Genomic DNA, 24,951 nt, shown 5'->3' with positions numbered 1-24,951 from the left:
GACTATGGTAGAAATGTTTATAAGACGGAAGGTTCTTTCGTTGGTTATTTCCATATTATTTGTATTGCTGGGAATTATGGCGTTATTGAAAATGCCAATCACCCAGTTTCCCGATATTGTACCGCCTTCAGTAACCGTTACAGCAAAATATACAGGAGCGAACGCCGAAGTGTCTGCCAATGCGGTAGCCCTTCCTCTGGAGCGTGCCATCAACGGGGTGCCGGGGATGACATATATGTCTACGGTGACTTCCAATGACGGGCTTACCCTTATTCAGGTGTTCTTTGAAGTAGGAACAGATCCTGATGTGGCTGCAGTAAACGTTCAGAACAGGGTAACCACTATTCTTGATGAACTTCCTGAAGAAGTAATCAGAGCCGGGGTAACTACTGAAAAAGAGGTGAACAGTATGCTGATGTACCTTAATATCACCAGTACAGATCCGAGCCAGGATGAACAGTTCATTTATAACTTTACGGATATCAACGTCCTTCAGGAATTGAAACGTATTGATGGAGTAGGACGTGCTGAAATTATGGGACAGAAAGAATATTCGATGAGAGTATGGCTGGATCCTCAGAAAATGGCAGCGTACAATATTTCTGCAGATGAGGTAATCACTTCCCTGCAAAAACAGAATATTTCAGCTGCGCCTGGAAAAGTAGGGGAAACCTCTGGTAAAACCTCAAGCCAGCTTCAGTATGTTATAAAATACAAAGGAAAGTTTTTTGAGCCTAAACAATATGAAGAAGTTCCCATCAGATCTGATGTGGACGGAACCATTTTAAAGCTTAAAGATATTGCTAAAGTGGAGTTTGGAGCCATGAACTACGGAATGGTTTCCAAAACAGACGGAAGACCTTCTGCATCCATTATGATGAAGCAGCGCCCGGGTTCCAACGCATCTGAAGTTATCGAAAGCGTAAAAGCAAAAATGGAAGAATTAAAGGTCACTTCTTTCCCTCCCGGAATGGAGTATAACATGGCTTATGATGTTTCCCGATTCCTTGATGCTTCCATCAGTGCGGTACTGACAACGCTTATTGAGGCCTTTATTCTGGTTGGAATTGTAGTATTTATCTTCCTTCAGGACTGGCGTTCCACATTGATTCCTGTACTGGCAGTACCGGTAGCCTTGGTAGGAACTTTTGCCTTCATGAATATGCTGGATTTCTCAGTGAACCTTTTAACATTGTTTGCGTTGGTTCTGGCCATCGGAATTGTCGTCGATAATGCCATTGTCGTCGTTGAAGCCGTCCACGTGAAAATGGAAGAAGGAATGAATGCGATGGATGCCACCATCAGTGCCACCAAAGAAATTGCAGGAGCAGTAGTAGCGATTACGATCGTTATGTCTGCGGTATTTATTCCTGTGGCTTTCCTGGATGGTCCTGTAGGAGTATTTTACCGTCAGTTTTCATTAACGCTGGCCATCAGTATTGTCATTTCAGGGGTGAATGCATTGACACTTACTCCGGCACTTTGTGCGATTATTTTAAAACCTCATGATCACAATAAAAAGAAAACGATCATCGACAGGGCTTTCCAGAGTTTCAATACCGGTTTTGAAAGACTGACGAATGGTTATGTAGGTATTTTATCAAAATTTGCCACAAGAACTACGGTAACTTTCGGGCTGTTATTTCTATTTGTAGGACTTACTTTTGTGACCAGCAAATTCCTGCCAACCGGATTTATCCCAATGGAAGACCAGGGAATGGTGTACGTAAGTGTTACCACTCCGCAGGGCGCAACGGTAGAAAGAACTGAAAAGGTGTTGGATGAAGTGACGGTTATTGCCAAGAAGATCAAAGGAGTGGAAAACGTGACCACACTTGCAGGGTACAGTATCGTAACTGAAATTGCAGGTTCTTCTTACGGAATGGCGATGATCAACCTGAAAGACTGGAAAGAAAGAAGTATTTCAGTAAATGATCTCATTGCAGAACTCTCTGATAAAACAAAAGGTATTGCAGATGCCCAGATTGAAATCTTTGCACCGCCAACCGTTCCCGGATTCGGGAATACCAGTGGTTTTGAATTACGTTTGCTGGACAGAACCGGAGGAACGATTGAAAATACAGATAAGATCACCAAGGATTTTGTTAAAAAACTCAATGAAGCGCCCGAACTGCAGAACAGTTTTACCAGTTTTGATGCTACTTTCCCGCAGTACATGATCAATGTGGATTATGATATGGCAGCGAAGAAAGGAGTATCTGTAGACAATGCGATGTCTACGCTGCAGACGATGCTGGGATCTTACTACGCTACGAACTTTATCCGTTTCAGCCAGATGTATAAAGTGATGGTGCAGGCAAGTCCCGAGCACAGGGATACCCCTGAAAGTATTCTGAATTTATATTTAAAAAATGATAAAGGCGAAATGGTTCCTTTTTCTACTTTCATTACTATCGAAAGAGTATACGGTCCTGAAGTACTTACAAGGTACAACATGTATATGTCTGCTATGATCAATGGAGAACCCGCAGACGGTTACAGCTCCGGGGATGCTATTGCTGCTGTGGAACGTGTAGCCAAAGAATCTTTACCAAGGGGATTCGATATTGAATGGTCAGGAATGACAAGAGAAGAAATCCTATCAGGAAACCAGACCGTTTATATCTTCGCGATCTGTCTTTTATTCGTGTATCTTTTATTAGCGGCACAGTATGAAAGTTTCCTTCTTCCAATGCCGGTATTATTAAGCCTTCCGACAGGAATTTTCGGTTCCTATATCGCATTGGTAATTATGGGTCTTGATAATAATATTTATGCCCAGGTGGCATTGGTCATGCTGATCGGACTTCTGGCCAAAAATGCCATTCTGATTGTAGAATTTGCCGTGGCAAGAAATAAACAGGGATTTGATATCATTCCTGCGGCTATTGAAGGGGCAAGGCAGCGTCTGAGACCGATTCTGATGACGTCTTTTGCATTCGTAGCGGGACTTATTCCTCTATGTATTGCATCGGGAGCCGGAGCCATCGGTAACCGTTCCATTGGTACGGCAGCAGCAGGAGGAATGCTGATTGGAACCATCTTCGGATTGATAGTGATTCCGGGACTGTATATATTCTTTGCAAAACTTGAAAATAAGAAGAAAAATGAAAAGATTAAATCATAGAAATATATTGTACGGAATAGCATCACTGAGCCTTGTTTCGTGTGCTGTTCCCAAAGTAACGGAGCTGAAAAAGGCTCAGCAATTACCAGAAGAGATCATTAAAGCAGATCAAAATAAAAACCCTGATGAGTTCCGGCAGATCAACCTGAAAGCTTACTTTACGGATCCACAGCTGCTTGAGCTTTTTGATAAAGTGGTTCAGGCTAATCCTGATTTCCAGATTGCACAGCAGAGAGTGGAGATTGCCAACAGTTTCCTTCAGAGATCAAAGATGGATCTGCTGCCATCTCTTGAAGTGGGAGCAGAGGTTTCCGGTAACCATTATGGTAAATATACAATGGAAGGTGTCGGAAACTATGATACCAACCTTTCGCCTAATATTACGGAAGACCAGAAAATCAACAGGGATTTTACTCCTAATTACTGGCTGGGAGCAAGAAGCAGCTGGGAAATTGATGCCTGGGGAAAGCTGAAAAATAAGAAGATTGCTGCGCAGAAAAAATATCTCGCTTCAACGGAAGGATTAAGATTATTGCAGGTAGAGCTTTTTACAGATATTGCGAATCTCTATTATCAGCTGGTTGCTTTAGATAACCGTCTTGCGATTTATCAGAAAAACTATAAACTTCAGCAAAGAGCCTTTGAAATTGTTCTGGCCCAGCGTGAAGTGGGAAAAGCTACGGAATTGGCAGTTCAGCAGTTTAAAGCCCAGAATAACAACTGGCTGGCAGAGATTGAACACATCAAAGTGGAAATTGTTACAGTAGAACAGGCGATCACAACATTAACGGGAAGCTATGGCGGAGAGGTAAAGCGCGGTAAAATACTGATGCCTACCAATATGGAAGTATTAAATAAAACCATTAATGTAGAAAATGTGATCCATTCCAGACCGGATGTAGCTGCCAATTATTATGTTTTAGAAGCTTCTCAGGCTGATGCAAAGGCTGCAAGAGCTGCTTTTTATCCTAAGATTGATCTGGGTGCCGGTTTCGGACTGAATTCTTTTTCCGTTGAAACTCTGTTTAAACCAAGTTCACTGGCCGGACAATTGTTGGGAGGATTAATGGTTCCTGTTTTCAATAAAGGGCAGCTGAAATATGAATTTAAGGTAGCGAGCAAAGAGCAGGAAATTGCCTTTTTAAACTATCAGAAAAGTATCACAACAGCTTTTAATGAACTGCAGTCGATTCTGAAACAAACTAAGATCTATGAACGCGTTCTGAAACTGAAATCAGAAGAAGTAGGCTTTCTAGACCGTGGTGTTGAGGTTTCCAATGATCTGTACCTTACCGGATACGCCAACTATTTTGAACTGATCAATTCACAGAAGAGCAAATTAACTGCTGAACTGGATTTACTACAGTTCCAGCATCAGAATACCAGAAATAACGTCCTGCTTTTTAAAGCACTGGGAGGGAAACTGGATTAATTTTTACTTTTTTTACGATGAAGGAAGCTGTCTTTTCAGGCAGCTTCTTTTATAATGTAATCAAAGGTTACGGATTCCCGTAATGATCATTGAAATAATTCCGGCATATTGCGTTACAATCTAACTTTTTATAAGTTAACTTTTTTTATATGTCCCTAAAAAAAGAGACTGTCCTAACGGGCAGTCTCTTTGTGTATGGTTTAAAATGAATCTGTTGTCAGAACAAAATCACTTTTAGTACATATTATTTAACAAGCTGAATTTCAACAGCAGAAAATCCTTTAGGAGATTTCTCTTTTTCGAAAGATACTTTGTTTCCTTTTTTCACCGGCTCTGCACAGTTGTTATTGTGGAAGAAGATGTTTTCTTTGGAATTATCTTCCGTAATGAAACCATATCCTTTTTCGCTCAGGAAAGTAACAATTCCTGTTTTTCTTGGATCTTCTTCAATAATAGGTGCTGCACCCAACTGAATATCATCAAGATTTACTTCCTGTCTTTGTTCAGGGGGAGTAGATGTTAATCTTCCGAATTCATCCACGTACATGAATACATCCTCCATGTCCTTCCCTTTGTTGTTGTTCGTTTTACGTTCTTCGCGTCTTAGCGCCTTTTCTTTTTGCTTTTGAATTTTTTTCTTGAAATTTTCCTTTTTAGAAAAAGAATCTGCCATAAATTATTTTTAGTATTTAGTTTCTATAAATTAATTGGTTCAATCTGGTCTGTATCAGACCTATAAAGCCTGCCGATGTTTCCTGTCTTGGATATTTCCAATCATACAGAGCTTTAAAATTCCGACAAGTATTGTTCTTTAATAGAAGAATAAAAGTTAAAAAGATGGCTGCTCAAAAGGCAAAGACTGAATAAAAAATATTCGGGTCGTTACAGAAAACAAAGTAATGACTTGGTTTATTAATATGCAAATATACAACAATAAAATGAATAATCAGGTTTTAAATGATTGATTATCAGAAATGGTTTTAATTAATGCTTGTGTTCTGTGTGAAGCAGTACATAAAATTGTAATAATACTATAAAAAAATCCTCAGAAGTCTGAGGATTATAAAAAAATATATTAAAAATGAAGTGGTGGTGCGTGATACGGGAGGAAGGTATCAAATGTTATGCCTAAAATGGAGGTTGGTTTGGGAATTATATAGGAGTGTTTAACTGAAATGACGTGTTCCGAAGTGTATCTGGTTGGTAAATAGCATTCTATTAAAAACTATTGTTTACATAAAATAATAAACATTTTTTATTCGGTTTAAATGAATAAATAAAAATTCCCGAAAATTTCACCATGTTGAGGCCATTTTTATTATTGACCTTTGTTTTATTAACATTTAAATATAAAAACATGTCAACACAAAATGTACAGGGAAAAGTGGTTTTAATTGCCGGAGGAGGTAAAAACTTAGGAGGATTATTAAGCAGAGATTTTGCCTCAAAAGGAGCAAAGCTGGCTATCCACTACAACAGCGAAAGCTCAAGAGCTGAAAGTGAAAAAACATTGGCTGAGGTACAGGCATTAGGAGCGGAAGCATTCTTATTTCAGGGAGACCTTACCAAAGTAGACAATATCACGAAGTTTTTCGATGAAACTATTTCCCGTTTCGGAGGAGTGGATATTGCCATCAATACTGTTGGGATGGTATTGAAAAAGCCATTTTCTGAAACGACGGAAGCTGAATATGACACCATGTTCAATGTAAACTCGAAATCTGCGTATTTCTTTTTACAGGAAGCGGGTAAAAAACTAAACGATCACGGAAAAATCTGTACGATTGTTACTTCATTGCTGGCAGCGTACACCGGATTGTATTCCACGTATGCAGGAGCAAAAGCACCGGTAGAGCATTTTACAAGAGCGGCTTCCAAAGAATTTGGGGCAAGAGGTATCTCTGTAACGGCAGTAGCACCTGGTCCGATGGATACTCCTTTCTTCTACGGACAGGAAACTGACGATGCTGTCGCTTATCATAAGTCTGCATCCGCATTGGGAGGGCTTACCGATATTAAGGATATTGCTCCGCTGGTGGAATTCCTGGTAACAGAAGGCTGGTGGATTACGGGGCAGACCATATTTGCCAACGGCGGATATACAACAAGATAGTATTTGTAAATCCATTAAAAAAAGAACTCACTGAAAACAACTTTCAGTGAGTTCTTTTATGGTAAAAGAATAAGGAAATTAAGTGGTTTTAACCTTTCCTTTCTCCAGTATACTTTTGATCATAAAGAATAATCCGAGAAGAACAAACGGAATACTCAGAAGCTGTCCCATATTTAAGCTCATTCCGTGTTCGAATTCTACCTGATCCACCTTGATAAATTCAATCAGGATTCTCATAATAAAGATCAGCAGAATGCTTATTCCGAAATAAAACCCTTTTCCGATTTTAAAGATATTCTTCCTGTAGATAAAATAAACAGAGAGGAAAATGATAAAATAAGAGATGGCCTCGTAAAGCTGGGCCGGATGTCTCGGAAGATCATCAACCTGACGGAAGATAAAAGCCCATGGAACATCAGTAGGAATTCCTATAATTTCAGAATTCATGAGATTGGCCAGCCTGATGAAAGTACCACCCAGCGGAAGTACAATCGCTATGGCGTCCAGAACGGTCATGAATGGGATAGAATATTTTCTTGCGTAAATGAGAAGCATAATCACCAGACCAATACCGCCGCCATGGCTGGCAAGACCGGCAAATCCGGTGAAATGATAAACCCCATCCGGTCCTTTTTGAATAGGTAAAAATATTTCAAGCGGATGTTGTGAATAATAATCAAAATCGTAAAAAAAGCAGTGCCCCAGTCTTGCACCCACCAGAATTCCGATCAGGGCGTAGGAGAATAAAGCCTCATGGGCTTGTGAACTAAGGCCTTCTTTTTTATAAATTCTTTTTAAAATATTAAGTGATAAAACAAGTCCCGTAAGAAATAATAATCCGTAATATTTTATGGGAAGTCCTAAGATATTGACGATTTCGGGATTAATATTCCAGTTGATATATAATAAATTCATTGCTGCAAAGATAAGAAAATAGGATTTTCTGAACAGAATGATGCTGTTTTGTAATGTTATGTTTTGATTTATAGTGTATTAATGCTGTATTGGGGAGCCTTCCCTGTAAGAATGAATATAATTTAAAATGATTCTTGACGAAATATTGGGTAACTTTAGCCTGCCACCAAAAAGAAAATTTATGCATCATCAGCTGGAAAAACATTATGTAAACAGGGTAGGCTGGCTTAGGGCAGCTGTATTGGGAGCAAATGACGGATTGTTATCCACCACAAGTATTGTCATTGGAGTTGCGGCGGCAGAACCGGAACGTCATATCATTATCCTTGCTGCATTAGCAGGTATGATTGCCGGGGCAATGTCTATGGCTGCCGGTGAATATGTTTCTGTAAGTTCCCAGGAAGATACAGAAAGAGCAGATTTGCTACGCGAGAAGCGGGAACTTGAAGAGATGCCGGAAATAGAGCTTAGAGAACTGGCCAAAGTGTATGAAAAAAGAGGCTGTACCCAGGAAACGGCAATGCAGGTAGCTATTGAACTTACAGAACACGATGCGCTTGGAGCACATGCCCGTGACGAACTGGGAATTAATGAAATAACACAGGCCAAGCCATTGCTGGCAGCAATGGCTTCATTCGGTTCATTTGCTGTGGGAGCTTTACTGCCTTTTACCGTTTCTCTTTTGGCGCCACTCAAACAAATGGTGTATTTCCAATATGGTTTTTCAATCATCTTTTTAATGCTTTTGGGGGCAATTTCTGCCAGAGCCGGAGGTTCCTGCATTAAGATAGCGGTATTAAGAATCTGTTTCTGGGGAACCGTTGCGATGGGAATTACAGCATTGGTAGGGCATATTTTCGGGGTTAATGTTGCATAAATGCCGGATAAAATGATTTTTGTTGTGAGATTAATAAAAATCCGTATATTTGCCCAGCAAAAAAAGAAAATGATTTTATCTAACCTTAAAAAAGCAAAGAAACAGAACTTACGTCGAACGTCGTGAGTCATTTTCCTTTGGTTAGAAACTAAAATATATCAGGAGCTTGTCATCACGACAAGCTCTTTTTTTTTGGAAAATATTTAACAATTTATATCTATTATGAAAGTATTAAAATTTGGAGGAACTTCAGTAGGAAGTCCGGAGAGAATCGAACAGTTATTACCGATCATCAGATCTCAGGCAGCAGATAAACACCTTGTTGTTTTATCAGCTGTTTCCGGAACTACAAACGATTTGGTAAAATTATCAGAGCTGTATGAGAACAAAGATATTGAAGCCGCTTACCAACATATTGATGTACTGTACGACAAATACAAAAAATTTGTCAATGAGCTATTTAAAACTGAAGAAGGTATTTCAGAAGCATTACTATTCATTGACAAAATATTTGATCTGTTTTATCAGTTTAAAAATAAAAACTTTAACTCCAGTGCAGAGCGTGTTATTCTGGCTCAGGGAGAAATTATTTCAACAACGCTTTTCCATTTACACTTAAAAGAAATTGAAGTTCCGTCAGTATTATTGTCAGCGCTTGATTTCATGCTGATTGATGAAGATAAAGAACCGAATATCGATTACATCAGAGAACATGCAGAACGTAAAATTGCAGAATTCCCGGAGGAAACCTTATTTATCACCCAAGGGTACATCTGCAGAAATGCTGAGGGTGAAATTGACAATTTACAAAGAGGAGGTTCAGATTATACAGCCTCTTTATTAGGAGCGGCACTGCAGGTTGAAGAAATCCAGATCTGGACAGATATTGACGGATTCCATAATAATGATCCGAGATATGTTCAAAATACAAAATCTATTGCCAGACTTAGTTTTGACGAAGCTGCCGAATTATCCTATTTTGGAGCTAAAATTCTTCATCCGCAAAGTGTTTTTCCGGCAAGAAAATATAATGTTCCCGTAAGATTGCTGGATACGATGAATTTAAGTGCGTCCGGAACTTTGATCTCCGGAGAAACTACCAATCAAAATCAGATTGTGGCTATAGCAGCAAAGGATAATATTACGGCAATCCGTATTCAGTCTTCCCGAATGTTGATGGCTTACGGATTTTTAAGAAAGGTTTTTGAAGTTTTTGAACGCTATAAAACCCCTATTGATATGATTACTACTTCTGAAGTAGCTGTTTCACTTACCATAGACCAAACCGATTATCTTTCTGAAATTGTGAAAGAACTGGAATCTTTTTCAGCCGTTGAGATTGATAACGAACAGTCTATCGTTTGTATCGTAGGAGATTTCAGAAAAAACAACAACGGATATGCCACTATTGTTTCCGAGGCGGTAAAACATATTCCGATCAGAATGATTTCCTATGGTGGAAGTGAAAATAATATTTCACTGCTTGTTTCATCTGCTTACAAGATAGAAGCCTTGAGATCCCTTCATAACAGATTGTTTTAAAAATAATTACAATTCTCAATAAGATGATTATACTATTTCTTAAATCTGATCATCATCAGAGTTAAAATAGCAGGTAAGTGTGCAATCTGAAGAGACCAAAATACATTTCATGGTTATTTTGTATGAACGTTTTATGAACAATGAATCCCAGACTACAGGCTGGGATTTATTTATGTAACGAAGTCACCATTACATTAAATACATAATTCCTTGTTGAGAATAAGATTGGGTATAGAAATCATCTGTAAAGGGATATTTTTGTATATTTAAAATACATCAGAATATGTACTATTAAAAATATTAACTAATACTTACAGATAACCTAAAGAGCGAATTGTATAAGCCATGCAGTACAAAAAAGCAAAACCTTGTAAAGAATTAGAACCTTTTATCCATTTCTATTGGGAATTGAAAGAAAATCTCATAGAAAGACAATGGGAAAGGGTTTTCCCGGATGGCTGCGCAGGTATACTCATCAATTTGGGAGATCAATGTGTAACGGATAATGGCTTATTCACCATGGAACATGGAAAGACTTATGTAGTGGGTGCCATGAATACTTTTAAAGATAGTTGTATTGATAGCGAAACCCATTTAGCAGGCGTGTGTCTGAAACCTGCCACTTTTTCAAATTTTTACAGCTATGCCTCACAAAATGAATTGACAAATGCCACTGTTGAATTTGATAAAGTCCATTCCTTTAGTGTTGAGAAAACATCTGACAACCCTTTCTATTATTTTAACCAGTTCTTTTCCAATAGATTAAAAAACAAAAACATCCGGCTACAGGAAGTGCTTAATCATATACATTCAGTAAACGGAAAGATAAGTATTAACGAGCTGGCCAAAATACATTGTACGACTGTAAGGCAGCTGGAACGGAATTTTAAAAAGCTAATCGGATTATCACCCAGGGAATATTCAAATATTATCCGGTTTCAGTATGCTATGAGTTTGATTAAAGATTCAGATCAAAACCGGAGCTTATTGGAAATTGCGTTTGAATGCGGCTATTATGATCATTCGCATCTTACCAATGAAATCAAACGAAATACGGGACTTGCACCTTCATTTCTTTAATTTGTCGCATTTTTACAAAGTGCAGATCGTTGTGTAGAAATAAATTTGCTGCTATATTAAAACTAAAATCAATGCGAAAACTATCACTTTTTATTGCTATGAGCTTAGATGGCTATATAGCCCAGCCCAATGACGACCTGAGCTTTCTGAAAATCGTTGAAAAAGAAGGTGAGGATTACGGCTATGCGGACTTTACTGCCGGAATTGACACTGTAATTGTAGGTAGGAAAACCTATGATTATGTGATGAAAGAAATTGACCCGTCTCATTATGACAACGGCCAGCGGGATGTTTACGTAATCACAGGAATAACAAGGCCGAAAGAGGGCAGAACGACTTTCTATACAGGAGATATAACAGAATTGGTTAACCATTTAAAATCCAGGGAAGGAAAAAATATATATTGTGATGGTGGTGCTGAAATAATCAATGAATTATTGAAGCATGATCTGATAGACGAATTTATTATTTCTGTGATTCCTGTCTTATTAGGCGGCGGAACAAAGCTTTTTAAAGATGGCCGCCCCGAGCAGGCACTTGAATATATTACTGCAAAAACATTTGAAACCGGATTGATACAGCTGCATTATAATAGAAAAAAGTAATAGTTTTCCGATAAAACTGCGGTAAGTAAAATGGGTATGGTTTTTAAAAATTTAATATATATTTAAGTATCTAAATTTTTCCTATGCTTAAAAACTTTGAATTTTATCTGTTCCTGGTTTTCTTAATTACCATGCTGATCATGCTGGCTAATAAGATTAAAGTAGCATATCCGGTTTTGCTGGTATTGGCCGGACTTGTCATCAGTTTTATTCCCGGAGTGCCGCCTGTTAAAATAGAGCCTGAATTACTATTTATCATTTTTTTACCTCCTTTGCTATACGAAGCTGCGTGGTCAACCTCATGGAAAGAACTTTGGAGATGGCGCAGGATTATTTTCAGCTTTGCTTTTGTTGTGGTTTTCTTTACTGCATTGTCTGTAGCAGCTTTTGCCAATTATTTTATTCCCGGGTTTTCTCTGGCTCTTGGTTTTTTATTGGGCGGGATTGTTTCTCCACCTGATGCCGTGAGTGCCGGGGCAATTCTGAAATTTGTAAAGGTTCCGAAAAGGCTTTCTTCCATTCTGGAAGGGGAAAGTTTGCTGAATGATGCTTCTTCTCTGATTATTTTCAGGTTTGCTATGATTGCTGCTGCAACCGGACAGTTTGTGTGGCATGAAGCAGCCGGAAGTTTTGTATGGATGTGCTTCGGAGGTATGGGGATCGGACTTGTAATAGCGTACGTCTTTCTGAAAATCCATAAAATGTTACCTACCGATTCAAATATAGATATTCTGCTGACTTTTATTGCTCCGTTTTCTATGTATCTGGCTGCAGAACAACTGCATGCATCAGGAGTCCTGGCAGTAGTAACCGGAGGACTGTTTCTTTCCTATCGGAGCCATGATTTTCTCAGCAGTGCGTCCCGGATACGTACGGTAACAGTTTGGGAAAGTCTTTGCTTTCTGTTAAACGGGATTGTTTTTATGCTTATCGGGTTAGATTTACCGGAAATTGTTTCAGGTTTAGGCGACACAGATATTTACACTGCGATTGGCTATGGAATTGCAGTCACTATGGTCCTGATTATTGTCCGGATTTTAGCAGGATATGGAGCGTTGATAACCACCTTGATTATGAGAAATTTTATTACCGTTGCGGATCCACAGTCACCAGGCTGGCAAACTCCCCTGATTATTGGATGGACCGGCATGCGGGGAGTAGTTTCCCTGGCGGCAGCACTTTCCATTCCTATGACTTTAGATGATGGATCTCCGTTTCCACAAAGAAATATGATCCTGTTTATTACATTTATTGTGATTCTGGTAACGCTGCTTTTGCAAGGACTTACGCTTCCTTTTTTACTTAAGAAATTTCCGCCGGTCGACCGTGATTTCGTAAGAAGTGCAAAAGAAATCGATTACGACATTCAGAACAGTCTGGCAAAAGTAGCACTTGATAAAATCCGGAGCGACTATGCTGATAAAATAGACAGTTTTCCCGCATTGAAAGATCAGTTACAGAAATATGAAAACCAGTTGAGCAGTTCTGAAATTATTTTAAATTACGAAGAATACAGACATATTTATATTGACATTCTCGACACCCAAAGAAGCTGGCTTATCCATAAAAACCGTGAGGAATTGCTACTGGATGAAAATATCATCAGAAAACATCTGAGACTATTGGACTTGCAGGAGGAAAGATTGAATATGAAAGGCTGATAGTATTCAGTCACAATTAATTCTGATTATTAAGAGTCCGTTTTCATGAGTTGGTAACGGACCCTTTTTTATAATTTTTATTGAGTCTCCTTTCACAGACATAGTTCAGATAAATGATCCTCACACTACATTGTTTTTCTTAATCAGTTATTTTTAGAGACTGAATTTTTCTGCCGGCAATTTCAAAATAATCAGATTATACTGAAAATAAAGGTTAGATAATTCAAAAGTAGGTAAAAGCTTCTTATAACGGGGGTGCATTTTTGTGAGGTGGAATCGTTGTTAACATTAAGCTTTAGATCGGATATGTAGAATTTTTTTTCTTTTTTATATTTTTTCTCTTTTGATTTTCAACCTGTTATTATGATGATGTATTTTTGATGTACTTGTGATTTTGAACTGAAGACTGGTTTGGACATACTTTTGACCGGAATTATTTAAAATCCGATTTTTATGAAAAAAAAATTTTTATTATTAGCTATCCTATTTGCTTTTATAAAAGCATATTCACAAACTGGTATTAATACCTCTTCTCCTAGTGCAGCGCTTGATATTCTCAGTAAAGGGACTACCAGCGCAACCAAAGCCCTGGAGGTTAATGACAGTACTAATAAAGAATTGTTACGCGTGCAAGATGATGGAGGAGTACGGTTTGAAAAATACAAAAATATTGGAGTATTAGGCACGGATTCCAACGGCTTTTTGACAGATGCAAGCAACCTGAATATACCTGCTATTTCTACGATAGGTTTAGCTAATACATCTGCTAATCAGGCAGCAAATACTGATTATACAGTTGCTTTTACGATCAATAAAAATAATGTAGCCAATATGACCTATAATAATGGTTCTTTTACCATAAATAAAGCAGGATATTATAATTTTTCAGTGTTTGTAAAATATGATACCTCCATGAACAACCCCTCAGGGGGGAGTGCTACCACATCGATTTTTAAAAACGGTTCTTCATTTTCAGTTAATGTTTCGGGACATATGGATGGAACGCAATATATAGGACATAACCTGGCAGGAACTCAGTTTTTTAATGTTGGAGATGTTGTTACAGTTACAGCAAGTTATACCAGGGTTTTTAGAATAACTCAGGGATCAGTTACTATTGTGTATTATGGTATCTAATGCAATATTTCAATGAGTATAATTTTTAAATCAAAAACCTCTGAAAATCAAATGATTTCAGAGGTTTTTTGTACCCAGGACCGGGATCGAACCGGTACTCCTAAGAACTGGTGTTTGAGACCAGCGCGTCTACCAATTCCGCCACCTGGGCTTGATGTTGAATTCAAACGTGATGTTTGTTTCAAATTGGTGTGCAAATATAGGAACTTTTTTCAATGTTCAAAAGCTTTTTGAAGATTTTTTTTTAAAAATTAAGTTCCAAACCATCGTAGGCAAGGTGTATTCCGGCCGGAAGCTCCTTATCTTCAATATCATGCAGTCCAAGATGATGGCTGATGTGGGTTAAAAATAATTTTTTAGGTTTTAGCTCTTCAAATAATTTAATAACATCCGGAAGGATAAAATGGGCAGGATGGGGATCAAATTTTCTGATGCAGTTTAAGATCAGGACATCAAGATCCTTCAGTTTTTGCTTTTCCGTTTCAGAAATAAAGCCGGCATCCGTAATGTAAGCCAGTTGTTTAAACTTATATCCGAAAACGGTAATTTTATAGTGAATCACCTCCACAGGAGTGATTTCTGTGTCCAATACCTCAAAAGGCTTATTTTCTATTTCGTGTAGCTCAAAAGCGGGTGCGCCGGGATATCTTACATCCGCAAAAGCATAAGGAAATCTGTTTTTTATCTCATGAGCCACCCTTGAATAGCAGTACAACGGAACATCTTTTCCACTTTTAAATATCAGGGGCCGCATATCATCCAGCCCGATCACGTGGTCATTATGTTCATGGGTAATCAGAGCAATGTCTACAGTATGTTCATGGTTGGTAAGCATTTGCTGCCTGAAATCCGGTCCGCAGTCGATCAGTATTTTTTTATTTTCGTCCGTGGTAACCATCACGGAAGAACGTAAACGTTTGTCTTTGGGATTTTCTGAAGTACACACTTCACATGTACAGCCTATAACGGGTACACCTTGAGAAGTACCGGTTCCTAAAAATTTCAACTTCATTTTGTTTTGAGGTTGGTTTAATTTTGGTAAATTTACAAAAAATTTCATGTCCTAATGTATCAGAAACTAACTCCTAAACAAAAAGCATTAACAATTAATCTAGATCCTACTATTTATGGTACTTTCGCAGAAATTGGAGCAGGGCAGGAGACTGTTCGCCACTTTTTTAGAGCAGGGGGAGCTTCCGGTACGATTGCTAAGGCAATGTCTGCTTATGACAAAGATTTTAGTGATGCCATCTACGGAAAAGAAGTAAAAAACAGGTACGTTACCCAGAACAGGCTTCGCAAAATGCTTCGATATGAGGTGGCTTTGATTGAAGAAAGAATTTCAAGAGATAATAATCCGGATAGAAAATTCTTTTCTTATGCCAATACGGTAACAACCATCAATTTTGACAAAACTGTAAAAGGCCACGGCTGGGTGGGAATCCGTTTTCAGACTAAAGAAAATGAAGATTACAATGAGATTGTTATCCACGTAAAATTCAAAGAAAATGATGCTACTCTTCAGCAGGAAACTTTAGGAAACCTGGGCGTAAACCTTATTTTTGGAGCCTTTCATTATTTCGACAATCCAAGAACTTTAGTAGAGTCTCTTTACGATGATATTGCTAAAGATAATCTGGAAATTGATATGATCGACTTCAGCGGACCTGCTTTTGCCTATGTTGATAACAGACTGATGTCCCTTCAATTGGTAAAAAATGGAATGACCGATGCGGTAATCTTCAATTCTCAGGGGAGTAATATGCTTCCGGCAGATGTATTGTACAAGAAAAATATTTTCGCGGTAAGAGGAAGTTTCAGACCGGTAACGAAAGTGAACATTGACATGCTTAAAAACGGGATGGATATGTTCTTCAAAGATGCTACCTGTACTCATGAAGAAACAGAAGTTCTTATTGAAATCACCATTTCCAATCTGAGAGCAGACGGAGATATCGACGAAAGGGATTTCCTGGACAGAGTAGATATTCTTGGAAAACTAGGTTACACCGTTATTATTTCAAACTTCTCCGAATATTACAGATTGATTGATTACTTCGCATCGTATACAAGTGGAGACATCGGAGTAGCTATGGGAGTAAATAATATGCTGATGGTATTCGACGAGAAATATTATAAAAACCTTTCAGGAGGAATTCTTGAAGCATTCGGTAAGTTTTTCAGAAATGGAATGAGAGTATATCTGTATCCTTACAAAGATCCGGAAACTCATCAGCTGTTGGATTCTTCCAACCTGAAAGTAGAAGAAAACCTGAAAGAACTATACAAATACTTCAAACACAACAACCGTATCGTAGATATTACCAATTATAATCCTGAGTTTTTGGAAATTTATTCCAGAGAGATATTAAGAAAAATCGCATGTTGTGTGAAAGGCTGGGAAACTCAGGTACCGGAAGGCGTAGCAGAAATGATTAAAGAGCGTGGAATGTTCGGATATAAAGAAGAGCTTTCCCTAAAACAATTCTCTTAAAATATATATACAATGTCAGAATTAAAGAAAAGACTTTCCTCAATTCTTGAAAGTCCTAAGCATAATACAGAAGAAAAACTTGAAAAAGTATGCCACCTGTTGGATCAGGAGATTCCTTACTTCAACTGGACAGGGTTCTATTTCAAAAACGGAGATAAGGATGAATTGATTTTAGGTCCTTATGTAGGAGCACCTACCGACCATACCATTATTCCTTACGGTAAAGGAATCTGCGGTCAGGTTGCCGTTTCCAATGAAACATTTGTTGTTCCTGATGTGCATGAGGAAAGCAATTATTTGAGCTGCTCCATTGATACGAAAGCAGAAATTGTAGTTCCTATTTTTAAGGATGGAAAAAATATTGGTCAGATCGATATTGATTCTCATACAATCGATCCTTTCACGCAGGAAGACCGCGAATTATTAGAATGGCTTTGTAATGAAGTTTCTAAGATTTTATAATTAGAAACTGACTATAAATATAAACTCCGGCTCATCTGCCGGAGTTTTTTATGGATTGTTGGTGGTGATCACAAACATAATTAAAGGCTCATCTCCCGTGTTTTCAATAGAATGATAGCCTATAGAACTGATCGCTGTAATATCGCCTTTCTGCAGCACTTTCCTGCGTATTGGTCCATCTGTTCCGGTTCTTTCACGATATTCTCCGGTTCCGTGCACCACAACGTACAGCTCCTGTTCATTTCTCAGATTGTGAGTATGAAATCCGGATTCATCCCCTTTATTCAATAAAACCATATAGGCAGCCAGACGATTGTTGGCTAATTCTTTCTGATCGAACATTTGTATCATATACACAGTTCCGTTTCCTCCATACATGTTTTCACGTTTTTCCAGTCGTGTAATGGTTCTTTCCTCTTTTTCAAACGCCATTACATACAAGTGAATATATTTTGAAACTTCCTGTATTACGTGATCAAATTCTGCTCCTTCAGATAATAAAACTGTACCGGACATATAAAGTTCAATGTTTAAAGTTTAAAGTTTTGGGTTTAAAGTTGACGGTGAAAAATTAGCTTTGCTGCATGAGGTGAATCTCGGCCAGCAATTCTTTAAAATAATTCTCACATTTGGCAATATGGGTTCCATACCAGGAAAATGCCTCTCCATCTACAATCATAATCTTTTTATCCGGATAGAAAACCTGCAGTTCTTCAATATGTTTTTCTTTAAACGGAAAAGGTTCAGATGAAAGCATAATGACATCGGCTTCTGCCAGATCTTCAGTAGTGATCTGGGGATAACGGGTTTTATCTTTAAAAATATTTTCAAAACCAATTTCAGATAAAATCCTGTGGATGAAAGTGTCAGAACCAATGGTCATATAAGGATTTTTCCAGATAAGATAAGCTGCTTTTACAGGAGATTCCAGTTTTGCCTGATTCAGAACATCATAAATTTTAAGATTGAAAAGCTGTGCTCTGTCTTCCTTTCCAAAAAGTTTTCCGAGGTTTTTAAGCAGGTAATAATTATCCTCAATGGTATCAATATTGGTGACCATTACCTTGTGCTCATCCATCAGGGCTTCCACCTGATCTTTTACATTCTCTTCCTTATTGGCAATAATAAGATCCGGCTGTAATGCTTTAATTTTTTCAATATTAATATTCTTAGTTCCACCGATTATGGGTACATTTTTTATTTTATCCTTAGGATGGATACAGAATTTTGTTCTTCCTACCACTTCATTTTCGGTCAGTCCAAGGTCAAATAAAGCCTCAGTAATAGAAGGTACAAGTGAAACGATTTTCATATTGGCATGTTAGATGATGCCTAAAATTACAAAAGTTTTCCGGTTAAGAAAAGTCCGGCTACGGTAAAATAGATAATAAGTCCTGTAACATCCACCAGCGTTGCTACAAATGGAGCAGAAGAAGTGGCGGGGTCAAGATTTAATTTTTTTAAGACAAACGGGATCATAGAACCTGATAATGTTCCCCACAAAACAATAGCAATCAGGGAGACTGAAACACTCAATCCTACATATACCCAATACTGGCCGTAATCAAACAAGCCAATTTGCTGCCAGAGCATGATTCGTATAAACCCAATAATTCCCAAGATGGCTCCAAGACATAATCCGGAGATAATTTCCTTTTTCATAACATACCACCAATCTTTCAGATTGATTTCCTGAAGAGCCATAGCACGGATAATCAGAGTAGCTGCCTGGGATCCTGAGTTTCCTCCACTGGAAATAATCAAAGGAACAAATAAGGCCAGAACAACGGCTTTTTCAATTTCCTTGTCAAAATATCCCATTGCAGAGGCAGTCAGCATTTCCGAAACAAACAGAATGATCAGCCAGGTGGCTCTTTTCTTGATCATCTCAGTCCATGAAGTCTGGGTGTAGGGAAGATCCAATGCTTCCAATCCCCCGAATTTCTGGATATCTTCCGTATTCTGCTGTTCAATCTGATCGAGAATGTCATCAATAGTCACAATTCCTACCAGAACACCTGCTTCTGTAATAATAGGAAGAGCACCACGGTCATACTTTTCGAAGTAGGTTACAGCATCCTCTTTGGAAGTTGTCGTTGTAATGGCTACAAAATGGTTATCGGTGATATCCGATACCAGAGTGTCTTCTTCTTCCAGCAGTAAAGTTCCGATGGCAAGGTCATCAATCAGGCGGTTTCTTTCGTCTACCACGTACAGATAGTTCATGGTTTCCACTCTTTTTCCTACCTTTTTGATCTGCTGAAGACATCTTTTTACCGTCCATTCCTTACGGATCTGGATATAATAAGGGGTCATCAGACGGGCAATCGAATCCGAATTGTAGCCAAGAAGCTTTAAGGCAATCCTTCTTTCCTGCGGATTAAGATGGTTGATGGAATACTTGATCAGCTCATCCGGGAAATCCTCGAAAAGAGCCGTTCTGTCATCCGGAGTCATGGCATTCAGAATTTCAGAAACTTCATCGCTTCCGATACTTCTGATGGTTTCTTCCTGGAAATCAGGATCAAGGTGTGAAAATACTTCTGCTTTGTATTCTTTCGGAACCTTCAGAAACGCGAGCAGCCTCTCATCAGCAGGAAGTTCGCTGAGAGTTTCGGCAATATCGGCAGGGTTGAAGATAAGTTCGTCTCTAGAATTCAAAACGTGAAATTTTTTGGATATGCAAAAATAATTCAAATTTTTAAGACTGAGCAATAAACTGGCAAAATTAAGGATTAATTAAAGTTTATGGCTTCAGGATAAGAGCAAAAAAAACACCCGCCGAAGCGGATGTGCAAAAATTAAATTTTAAATTCCAATATTCTTTACATTGGTTCGCATTCTGAGGTGGGAATGTAGATGCAGACAGCATTTGTACAGCATTGGTATGGTCCGCAATCTGAATTGTCACCACACTTTTTTATTCCGCTGCCTTTAATATTTTTTTGCTCCAGCCTGTTCAGCCTCTTAAGATTTGAATTCTTCATGGTGATCAAATATAGTTAAGATTAAGGCTCTATCGGACAGTCATGATCAAGACATTCTCCATTGCAGCAATATCCCACAGAACATGGTCTTGTTATACTGCATCTGAACGGTCCTATGCCGCCATTAATTTGTTTCGCAGCCTCTCTGCTGAGTTTTTTTAGATTTTTCATAGCGTTATAGTTTAGATTTAATGTAAGACTAAAATAGTAAATATTTCTATATTATTCATTTGCAGGTGAAAATATTTTAGTATGAATCAAAAATTTATTGATATCTTAAATAAAAACACCTACGAATGCAGGTGTCTGTAATGATCATATTTACTCCAGAGGACATGGATCGATAACACAGGTGTTGTGACAACATGACCCGCCCGGACATTCATAATGTTCTGTACATCTTTTGAAAGGTCTGCTGCCTTTAATTTCCTTTTGCACTTGTCTGCTGAGTTTTTTTAGATTTTTCATGAGATTTGATTTTTAAATGATTTAGTTTTATCTTTTATTCAATACAGATGAAGGGGGAACAGATTCCGAAACAGCACCATCCGACAGTACAAGGATTGGTTTCGCTGCATCTTTCCATAGACCCTCCACTAATTTGTTTTGCTTTTTCTCTGCTGAGTTTCTTTAGATTTTTCATAAGATTTTGGTTTTAATGTTGGTCTAAAATAGTAAAAAATATTTAATAAATCCTTATTTGGTGAAAACATTTAATTGTTAATCAGTTGTTTATAGTGTATTTTAAATAAAAAGCACCTGTTCGTAAGAGATAACAAGTGCTTTATTTATGTGAAAATATTTATAATGCAGAGCAGGGAAAATACAAATGAAAATATAAGGATGAATAATAAGCGATAAATAATAAATGATAAACATGTCCGGTAAGCCCAAGAATCTACCTGACAAAATTCACCATTGACTTGCGAAGCAAAATTGACCATTGATGATGAAAGGCTGTATATTCCAACCTTAAACCAGGAACTTTAAACATTGAACCTTAAAGTTCCGCTTCCGTCGGCTTAAGCTTTCTCAGTTTTTTGATGATTCCTTTTATGGCACCTTCAGTACCTATTTTGACAGAATTGGTTGTGGATCCCAGAAGGCGCATGTTTTTCCGGTAGGTATCGTGATCGCTTTCGGTGACAAGATTGCCGTCAGCACCAAAAAGTTTCATACTCACCACCACCTGATTGGAGAAAACATACTTTCCAAATCCAACTTTGAAATACCTCACTTTGGAAACAATGGCAAAATCTGCATCATTGTTGAGACAGTAATCTACAATAGTCTGTTTATCAATGCTGTCATAGGGAACCTGAACTTCTGCACGGAGCATTTTATTTTTTCTGCCGCTGAAATTGTCGGTTACGGCATCGAAGAAAGCGTTATTGGTAGGGTCTTTTATTTCGTCAATATCAGGCTCTACCTCGGGATTGAAGTAAAGAACTTTTTTTATTTTATCATCGGCATTTTTCTGGGCTTTTACCGTTGTAAATCCGATGAATAAAAAAGTAGTAACCGCTGTAAAGAATATAATTTTTTTCATTTGTAATTCGAATGCAAAATTACTGCCTTTTCGTTGGATGGCATACAAATTATTAAGAAATTTTTAACATTTTTTTCTATCAAATTTGATATATGAAATCAATAATGTTTGCAGAATCAAAAAATAGTCGTAATTTTGCACCCGTTACATAATAATCATTAAACAATATTGGAATGTACTTAACAACAGACAAAAAGCAGGAAATTTTCGCAAAACACGGGAAATCTGCACAAGACACAGGAAGTGCTGAAGGACAAATTGCTCTTTTCACTTTCAGAATCAACCACTTATCTCAGCACCTAAAGGCTAACCGTCACGATTTCAACACAGAGAGATCTCTAGTGAAATTGGTAGGTAAGAGAAAAAGTTTATTAGATTACCTTAAAAACAAAGATATCGCAAGATATAGAGCAATTATTGCTGAACTAGGTTTAAGAAAATAATCTATAAAGATTTTCAAAATAAAAAGCAACTTCGAAAGAGGTTGCTTTTTTGTTTTTACGCAACAGGGGATTTTTAACCACAAAAGCCACAAAAGTTTTTTTAGAAAATACGAAATGGTTGAGAAGAACACTTAAATTTCTTAAAGTCTTAGAATTTCATGTGATGATAAAAGAATATTTAGATTCCTACGGAATGGCAAACTGTATGGATAGACCAATACGCCAATTGTGTCATTCCGTAGGAATCCAGCCGTATTAAACCAACAATAAAAGCCTCAACTAAAACTCCAATCCTGACCAACGTCACAACTAAAGACGTTATAATTCCCCTCCCTCGGAGTGGTTGCGAAAATTCAAAGAATTTTTGACGGGGTGGCTTTAACATCACTATTCAGCCTTCTTCCCAATCTTCCCCAAATGCGTATTCTGAAAACTATCAGGATACTTTAAACCGTACCCCAGAATTCTGTCAAATGCAGAGTGAGAAAACAAAATAGCTCCGATCATTTGTAAATAGGGCAGAGACAAGGCTGTTCCGGCAAAATAAACGATAATGGCTACTCCTAAATGATGGAAGAGATTGTAGAAGAAAGCGCCCGCTTTATTATTAACCGTATATCCCAGCATAGAAATATCCGGTGCGAGGAAAAGTCCGGCAAACCACCACCACGAATATTCCGTTTGTGCAAAAGCATATATACCTAAGAGTAGAAATGCGGCATATTCAAGCTTTAACTGTATTTTCATAATGATTGTGTTAGTTTATACGATAAGTTCTTTTTTCTCATGAAAAGTTACATTTTAAAATCTGAATAAAGAAAGCGGAATACCTTTGAGATATTCCGCCTTATACATTTTGATTTGAATTTGATTTTAATGCCCGGACTTTGTTTCGGTGCTTTCTACATGACCCAGATATTTGGTACAGTACGCTCCGAATATCAGAATTACCAGATAACAGAATACAGGAATAATAAATGAATGCTGTACTCCAAACTGATCGGCAAGATATCCCTGGAATATCGGAACAATAGCGCCTCCCAGAATAGCCATTACCACTAATGAAGATCCCTGGCTGGTATATTTACCCAGTCCTGAAATAGCCAGTGTGTAAATATTTGAGAACATAATAGAATTGAAAATTCCGATTCCTAAAATACTGTACATCGCCAGCTCACCATGATTTACCATTGCAGAAATCAACAAGGCAACATTGATTGCTGCAAAAATGGATAATGTTCTTGCCGGAGCTGCTTTACCCACGAAAAAAGCAATGAAATTAAGGATGATAAACACAATGAAAAAGCTGATCTGACTGAAAGTAAGATTGACAATGCTGAAAATCACAAGGAAAACTGCTGCCGCTGCTCCCAGCATATATAGAGCCTTTTTGCTTTGGCTTATGGATTGATTTAAAGAGATGGCTCCCAGAAAACGTCCGATCATTGCTCCTCCCCAATATAAGGAAAGGTAATTTTTACTGATGATCTCATTAAAGCCCATAATCTGCGGCTGCTCAAGGAAACTAATGATGAAACTTCCTACGGCGACTTCTCCGCCTACGTAACAGAACATGGCAAATACTCCAAATTTCAGGTGACTGAATTCAAGGGCTCCCCAGCCTTTTACGATTTCTTCTTCACCCATCTGGAAGGAAGGAAGCTTCACTCTGGAAATCAATAAAGCAACCAGTAAAAGGATACCTGCAAAAATAAGGTAAGGAATTCTCGTCGCTACCGCACTGAATGATCCGTCCGGAGATGAGAAAAATTCAAAAATCAGGTGACCTCCAAGTACCGGTGCAATGGTGGTTCCGAAGGCATTGAATGCCTGAGTCATGTTCAGTCGGCTAGATGCAGATTCTTCACTTCCCAGCAATGAAACATAAGCGTTGGCTGTAATCTGCAGTACTGTAAAGCCAAGTCCTAAAATAAACAAAGCTCCCAGAAACAGCGGATAATAAGAGAACGTAGCTGCCGGATAAAACAGAACGCAGCCGAATGCGGCCAGAAAAATTCCGAACAGGATTCCTTTCTTATAGCCTAATTTGTTGATTGGATCTCCTTTCGTGATGGAAATCATAAAATAAATCAGCGATCCGATAAAGTAAGCCCCGAAAAAACAGAACTGTACCAGCATGGATTCGAAAAAGGTAAGATTGAATAGTTGCTTCAGATAGGGAATCAGGATGTCATTCATACAGGTGATGAATCCCCACATAAAAAACAGCAGGGTAATGGTAATCAACGGAACCGTATAATTCCTGCTTTGAGATTGTACTTCTTTATTAATCATAAACATTTATTTATCTGGATAAGGATAGTTCCTTAACTTTTTTAGCCTACAGCATTGTAATTGGTGAAGTAGGGCAAATATAGGGATCAGCCTATTGGTTTGCAATAATTTTAATCATTTTTAAAATGAAATAAATACTTTTTTTCAGATCAATATGTTATTTTCATTTTTTGAGACAATAATACAAAAACGACGGGATTTTTCAATACATTATCCTCAAAAAAACACTTTT

At 37.9% G+C, this 24,951-nt stretch carries 24 protein-coding genes and 1 tRNA gene; 12 read left to right on the top strand and 13 right to left on the bottom strand.

Going from position 1 to position 24,951, the window contains the following annotated elements; genetic code table 11:
• The first annotated feature begins 4 nt into the window (after nucleotides 1–4).
• On the top strand, nucleotides 5–3,127 hold the full coding sequence (locus JNG87_RS16375; RefSeq protein WP_202839666.1) for an efflux RND transporter permease subunit: 3,123 nt from the start codon (nucleotides 5–7) through the stop codon (nucleotides 3,125–3,127).
• Entirely contained in the window at nucleotides 3,108–4,559 is a 1,452-nt protein-coding gene (locus JNG87_RS16370; RefSeq protein ID WP_202839664.1) for an efflux transporter outer membrane subunit, read from the top strand. Before JNG87_RS16375 ends, JNG87_RS16370 begins: the two co-directional genes overlap by 20 nt.
• Before the next feature lie 244 nt (nucleotides 4,560–4,803).
• Here the strand turns inward: JNG87_RS16370 and JNG87_RS16365 are convergent, their stop codons facing one another.
• Entirely contained in the window at nucleotides 4,804–5,232 is a 429-nt protein-coding gene (locus JNG87_RS16365) for a cold shock domain-containing protein (protein WP_002981005.1), read from the bottom strand.
• A 684-nt stretch (nucleotides 5,233–5,916) separates the two neighbouring features.
• Between JNG87_RS16365 and JNG87_RS16360 the strand changes: the two genes are divergently transcribed.
• Nucleotides 5,917–6,672, top strand: coding sequence for an SDR family oxidoreductase (locus tag JNG87_RS16360; RefSeq protein ID WP_110009175.1), 756 nt, complete (start codon nucleotides 5,917–5,919; stop codon nucleotides 6,670–6,672).
• A 78-nt stretch (nucleotides 6,673–6,750) separates the two neighbouring features.
• Here JNG87_RS16360 and lgt read toward each other — a convergent pair whose 3' ends face one another.
• On the bottom strand, nucleotides 6,751–7,587 hold the full coding sequence (gene lgt, locus JNG87_RS16355; protein ID WP_202839662.1) for a prolipoprotein diacylglyceryl transferase: 837 nt from the start codon (nucleotides 7,585–7,587) through the stop codon (nucleotides 6,751–6,753).
• A gap of 181 nt (nucleotides 7,588–7,768) precedes the next feature.
• Between lgt and JNG87_RS16350 the strand changes: the two genes are divergently transcribed.
• From JNG87_RS16350 to JNG87_RS16325, 6 genes are all read left to right on the top strand, one after another.
• The gene (locus JNG87_RS16350; RefSeq protein WP_202839660.1) at nucleotides 7,769–8,464 is read left to right on the top strand and encodes a VIT family protein; all 696 of its coding nucleotides are present in this window, start codon (nucleotides 7,769–7,771) and stop codon (nucleotides 8,462–8,464) included.
• Nucleotides 8,465–8,686: 222 nt separating this feature from the next.
• The gene (locus tag JNG87_RS16345; RefSeq protein ID WP_202839658.1) at nucleotides 8,687–10,006 is read left to right on the top strand and encodes an aspartate kinase; all 1,320 of its coding nucleotides are present in this window, start codon (nucleotides 8,687–8,689) and stop codon (nucleotides 10,004–10,006) included.
• Between the two features lie 345 nt (nucleotides 10,007–10,351).
• Nucleotides 10,352–11,086 carry a helix-turn-helix transcriptional regulator gene (locus JNG87_RS16340; protein ID WP_202839656.1) on the top strand — a complete coding sequence of 245 codons (735 nt, stop codon included), beginning with the start codon at nucleotides 10,352–10,354 and terminating at the stop codon, nucleotides 11,084–11,086.
• A gap of 71 nt (nucleotides 11,087–11,157) precedes the next feature.
• Nucleotides 11,158–11,691 carry a dihydrofolate reductase family protein gene (locus JNG87_RS16335; protein ID WP_202839654.1) on the top strand — a complete coding sequence of 178 codons (534 nt, stop codon included), beginning with the start codon at nucleotides 11,158–11,160 and terminating at the stop codon, nucleotides 11,689–11,691.
• Nucleotides 11,692–11,774: 83 nt separating this feature from the next.
• Nucleotides 11,775–13,352 (top strand): Na+/H+ antiporter, encoded by a 1,578-nt coding sequence (locus JNG87_RS16330; protein WP_202839653.1) that lies wholly within the window; start codon nucleotides 11,775–11,777, stop codon nucleotides 13,350–13,352.
• Nucleotides 13,353–13,805: 453 nt separating this feature from the next.
• Nucleotides 13,806–14,489, top strand: coding sequence for a hypothetical protein (locus JNG87_RS16325; protein WP_202839651.1), 684 nt, complete (start codon nucleotides 13,806–13,808; stop codon nucleotides 14,487–14,489).
• A gap of 71 nt (nucleotides 14,490–14,560) precedes the next feature.
• On the opposite strand, the gene JNG87_RS16320 is transcribed toward JNG87_RS16325, so the two are convergent.
• A tRNA-Leu gene (locus tag JNG87_RS16320) sits at nucleotides 14,561–14,640 on the bottom strand.
• Between the two features lie 93 nt (nucleotides 14,641–14,733).
• Nucleotides 14,734–15,501 carry an MBL fold metallo-hydrolase gene (locus JNG87_RS16315; protein ID WP_137905882.1) on the bottom strand — a complete coding sequence of 256 codons (768 nt, stop codon included), beginning with the start codon at nucleotides 15,499–15,501 and terminating at the stop codon, nucleotides 14,734–14,736.
• A gap of 54 nt (nucleotides 15,502–15,555) precedes the next feature.
• Between JNG87_RS16315 and JNG87_RS16310 the strand changes: the two genes are divergently transcribed.
• Both JNG87_RS16310 and JNG87_RS16305 read left to right on the top strand, forming a co-directional pair.
• On the top strand, nucleotides 15,556–16,983 hold the full coding sequence (locus JNG87_RS16310) for a nicotinate-nucleotide adenylyltransferase (protein ID WP_079240911.1): 1,428 nt from the start codon (nucleotides 15,556–15,558) through the stop codon (nucleotides 16,981–16,983).
• A 12-nt stretch (nucleotides 16,984–16,995) separates the two neighbouring features.
• Complete coding sequence (locus JNG87_RS16305; RefSeq protein WP_062671360.1) at nucleotides 16,996–17,445, top strand: GAF domain-containing protein; 450 nt, start codon at nucleotides 16,996–16,998, stop codon at nucleotides 17,443–17,445.
• A 48-nt stretch (nucleotides 17,446–17,493) separates the two neighbouring features.
• Here the strand turns inward: JNG87_RS16305 and JNG87_RS16300 are convergent, their stop codons facing one another.
• From JNG87_RS16300 to JNG87_RS16270, 7 genes are all read right to left on the bottom strand, one after another.
• Nucleotides 17,494–17,961 carry a cupin domain-containing protein gene (locus JNG87_RS16300; RefSeq protein WP_202839649.1) on the bottom strand — a complete coding sequence of 156 codons (468 nt, stop codon included), beginning with the start codon at nucleotides 17,959–17,961 and terminating at the stop codon, nucleotides 17,494–17,496.
• A gap of 55 nt (nucleotides 17,962–18,016) precedes the next feature.
• Entirely contained in the window at nucleotides 18,017–18,757 is a 741-nt protein-coding gene (locus tag JNG87_RS16295; RefSeq protein ID WP_202839642.1) for an ABC transporter substrate-binding protein, read from the bottom strand.
• A gap of 26 nt (nucleotides 18,758–18,783) precedes the next feature.
• The gene (gene mgtE, locus JNG87_RS16290; RefSeq protein ID WP_202839636.1) at nucleotides 18,784–20,106 is read right to left on the bottom strand and encodes a magnesium transporter; all 1,323 of its coding nucleotides are present in this window, start codon (nucleotides 20,104–20,106) and stop codon (nucleotides 18,784–18,786) included.
• Nucleotides 20,107–20,453: 347 nt separating this feature from the next.
• Complete coding sequence (locus tag JNG87_RS16285; RefSeq protein ID WP_158521347.1) at nucleotides 20,454–20,603, bottom strand: bacteriocin-like protein; 150 nt, start codon at nucleotides 20,601–20,603, stop codon at nucleotides 20,454–20,456.
• 150 nt (nucleotides 20,604–20,753) lie between these two features.
• Entirely contained in the window at nucleotides 20,754–20,900 is a 147-nt protein-coding gene (locus JNG87_RS16280) for a bacteriocin-like protein (protein ID WP_202839632.1), read from the bottom strand.
• 34 nt (nucleotides 20,901–20,934) lie between these two features.
• Nucleotides 20,935–21,075 carry a bacteriocin-like protein gene (locus JNG87_RS16275; RefSeq protein ID WP_202839631.1) on the bottom strand — a complete coding sequence of 47 codons (141 nt, stop codon included), beginning with the start codon at nucleotides 21,073–21,075 and terminating at the stop codon, nucleotides 20,935–20,937.
• A 357-nt stretch (nucleotides 21,076–21,432) separates the two neighbouring features.
• The gene (locus JNG87_RS16270; RefSeq protein WP_110009193.1) at nucleotides 21,433–21,981 is read right to left on the bottom strand and encodes a pyruvate decarboxylase; all 549 of its coding nucleotides are present in this window, start codon (nucleotides 21,979–21,981) and stop codon (nucleotides 21,433–21,435) included.
• Between the two features lie 173 nt (nucleotides 21,982–22,154).
• Here JNG87_RS16270 and rpsO point away from each other — a divergent pair, with 173 nt between their 5' ends.
• Complete coding sequence (gene rpsO, locus JNG87_RS16265) at nucleotides 22,155–22,424, top strand: 30S ribosomal protein S15 (RefSeq protein WP_034692246.1); 270 nt, start codon at nucleotides 22,155–22,157, stop codon at nucleotides 22,422–22,424.
• A 387-nt stretch (nucleotides 22,425–22,811) separates the two neighbouring features.
• Here the strand turns inward: rpsO and JNG87_RS16260 are convergent, their stop codons facing one another.
• On the bottom strand, nucleotides 22,812–23,171 hold the full coding sequence (locus JNG87_RS16260; RefSeq protein ID WP_120233086.1) for a DUF4260 domain-containing protein: 360 nt from the start codon (nucleotides 23,169–23,171) through the stop codon (nucleotides 22,812–22,814).
• A gap of 126 nt (nucleotides 23,172–23,297) precedes the next feature.
• Nucleotides 23,298–24,719 (bottom strand): sugar MFS transporter, encoded by a 1,422-nt coding sequence (locus JNG87_RS16255; protein ID WP_062671350.1) that lies wholly within the window; start codon nucleotides 24,717–24,719, stop codon nucleotides 23,298–23,300.
• Between the last annotated feature and the right edge of the window lie 232 nt (nucleotides 24,720–24,951).

The organism is Chryseobacterium cucumeris (assembly GCF_016775705.1).
In the GTDB taxonomy this organism is placed as follows: Bacteria; Bacteroidota; Bacteroidia; order Flavobacteriales; family Weeksellaceae; genus Chryseobacterium; species Chryseobacterium cupriresistens.
The sequence above is the reverse complement of the archived record's forward strand: the minus strand, read 5'-3'. Positions and strand labels throughout refer to the sequence as shown.

Bases quoted from the DNA above. Each gene is read 5' to 3' on its own strand.
- JNG87_RS16305 (WP_062671360.1), top strand. From the start codon at position 16,996: ATGTCAGAATTAAAGAAAAGACTTTCCTCAATTCTTGAAAGTCCTAAG.
- JNG87_RS16255 (WP_062671350.1), bottom strand. From the start codon at position 24,719: ATGATTAATAAAGAAGTACAATCTCAAAGCAGGAATTATACGGTTCCG.
- JNG87_RS16350 (WP_202839660.1), top strand. From the start codon at position 7,769: ATGCATCATCAGCTGGAAAAACATTATGTAAACAGGGTAGGCTGGCTT.
- JNG87_RS16375 (WP_202839666.1), top strand. From the start codon at position 5: ATGGTAGAAATGTTTATAAGACGGAAGGTTCTTTCGTTGGTTATTTCC.
- JNG87_RS16340 (WP_202839656.1), top strand. From the start codon at position 10,352: ATGCAGTACAAAAAAGCAAAACCTTGTAAAGAATTAGAACCTTTTATC.
- JNG87_RS16370 (WP_202839664.1), top strand. From the start codon at position 3,108: ATGAAAAGATTAAATCATAGAAATATATTGTACGGAATAGCATCACTG.
- JNG87_RS16325 (WP_202839651.1), top strand. From the start codon at position 13,806: ATGAAAAAAAAATTTTTATTATTAGCTATCCTATTTGCTTTTATAAAA.
- JNG87_RS16310 (WP_079240911.1), top strand. From the start codon at position 15,556: ATGTATCAGAAACTAACTCCTAAACAAAAAGCATTAACAATTAATCTA.
- JNG87_RS16330 (WP_202839653.1), top strand. From the start codon at position 11,775: ATGCTTAAAAACTTTGAATTTTATCTGTTCCTGGTTTTCTTAATTACC.
- rpsO (WP_034692246.1), top strand. From the start codon at position 22,155: ATGTACTTAACAACAGACAAAAAGCAGGAAATTTTCGCAAAACACGGG.
- JNG87_RS16365 (WP_002981005.1), bottom strand. From the start codon at position 5,232: ATGGCAGATTCTTTTTCTAAAAAGGAAAATTTCAAGAAAAAAATTCAA.
- JNG87_RS16295 (WP_202839642.1), bottom strand. From the start codon at position 18,757: ATGAAAATCGTTTCACTTGTACCTTCTATTACTGAGGCTTTATTTGAC.
- JNG87_RS16345 (WP_202839658.1), top strand. From the start codon at position 8,687: ATGAAAGTATTAAAATTTGGAGGAACTTCAGTAGGAAGTCCGGAGAGA.
- JNG87_RS16275 (WP_202839631.1), bottom strand. From the start codon at position 21,075: ATGAAAAATCTAAAGAAACTCAGCAGAGAAAAAGCAAAACAAATTAGT.
- JNG87_RS16300 (WP_202839649.1), bottom strand. From the start codon at position 17,961: ATGTCCGGTACAGTTTTATTATCTGAAGGAGCAGAATTTGATCACGTA.
- JNG87_RS16315 (WP_137905882.1), bottom strand. From the start codon at position 15,501: ATGAAGTTGAAATTTTTAGGAACCGGTACTTCTCAAGGTGTACCCGTT.
- JNG87_RS16280 (WP_202839632.1), bottom strand. From the start codon at position 20,900: ATGAAAAATCTAAAAAAACTCAGCAGACAAGTGCAAAAGGAAATTAAA.
- lgt (WP_202839662.1), bottom strand. From the start codon at position 7,587: ATGAATTTATTATATATCAACTGGAATATTAATCCCGAAATCGTCAAT.
- JNG87_RS16270 (WP_110009193.1), bottom strand. From the start codon at position 21,981: ATGAAAAAAATTATATTCTTTACAGCGGTTACTACTTTTTTATTCATC.
- JNG87_RS16285 (WP_158521347.1), bottom strand. From the start codon at position 20,603: ATGAAAAATCTAAAAAAACTCAGCAGAGAGGCTGCGAAACAAATTAAT.
- JNG87_RS16335 (WP_202839654.1), top strand. From the start codon at position 11,158: ATGCGAAAACTATCACTTTTTATTGCTATGAGCTTAGATGGCTATATA.
- JNG87_RS16260 (WP_120233086.1), bottom strand. From the start codon at position 23,171: ATGAAAATACAGTTAAAGCTTGAATATGCCGCATTTCTACTCTTAGGT.
- JNG87_RS16360 (WP_110009175.1), top strand. From the start codon at position 5,917: ATGTCAACACAAAATGTACAGGGAAAAGTGGTTTTAATTGCCGGAGGA.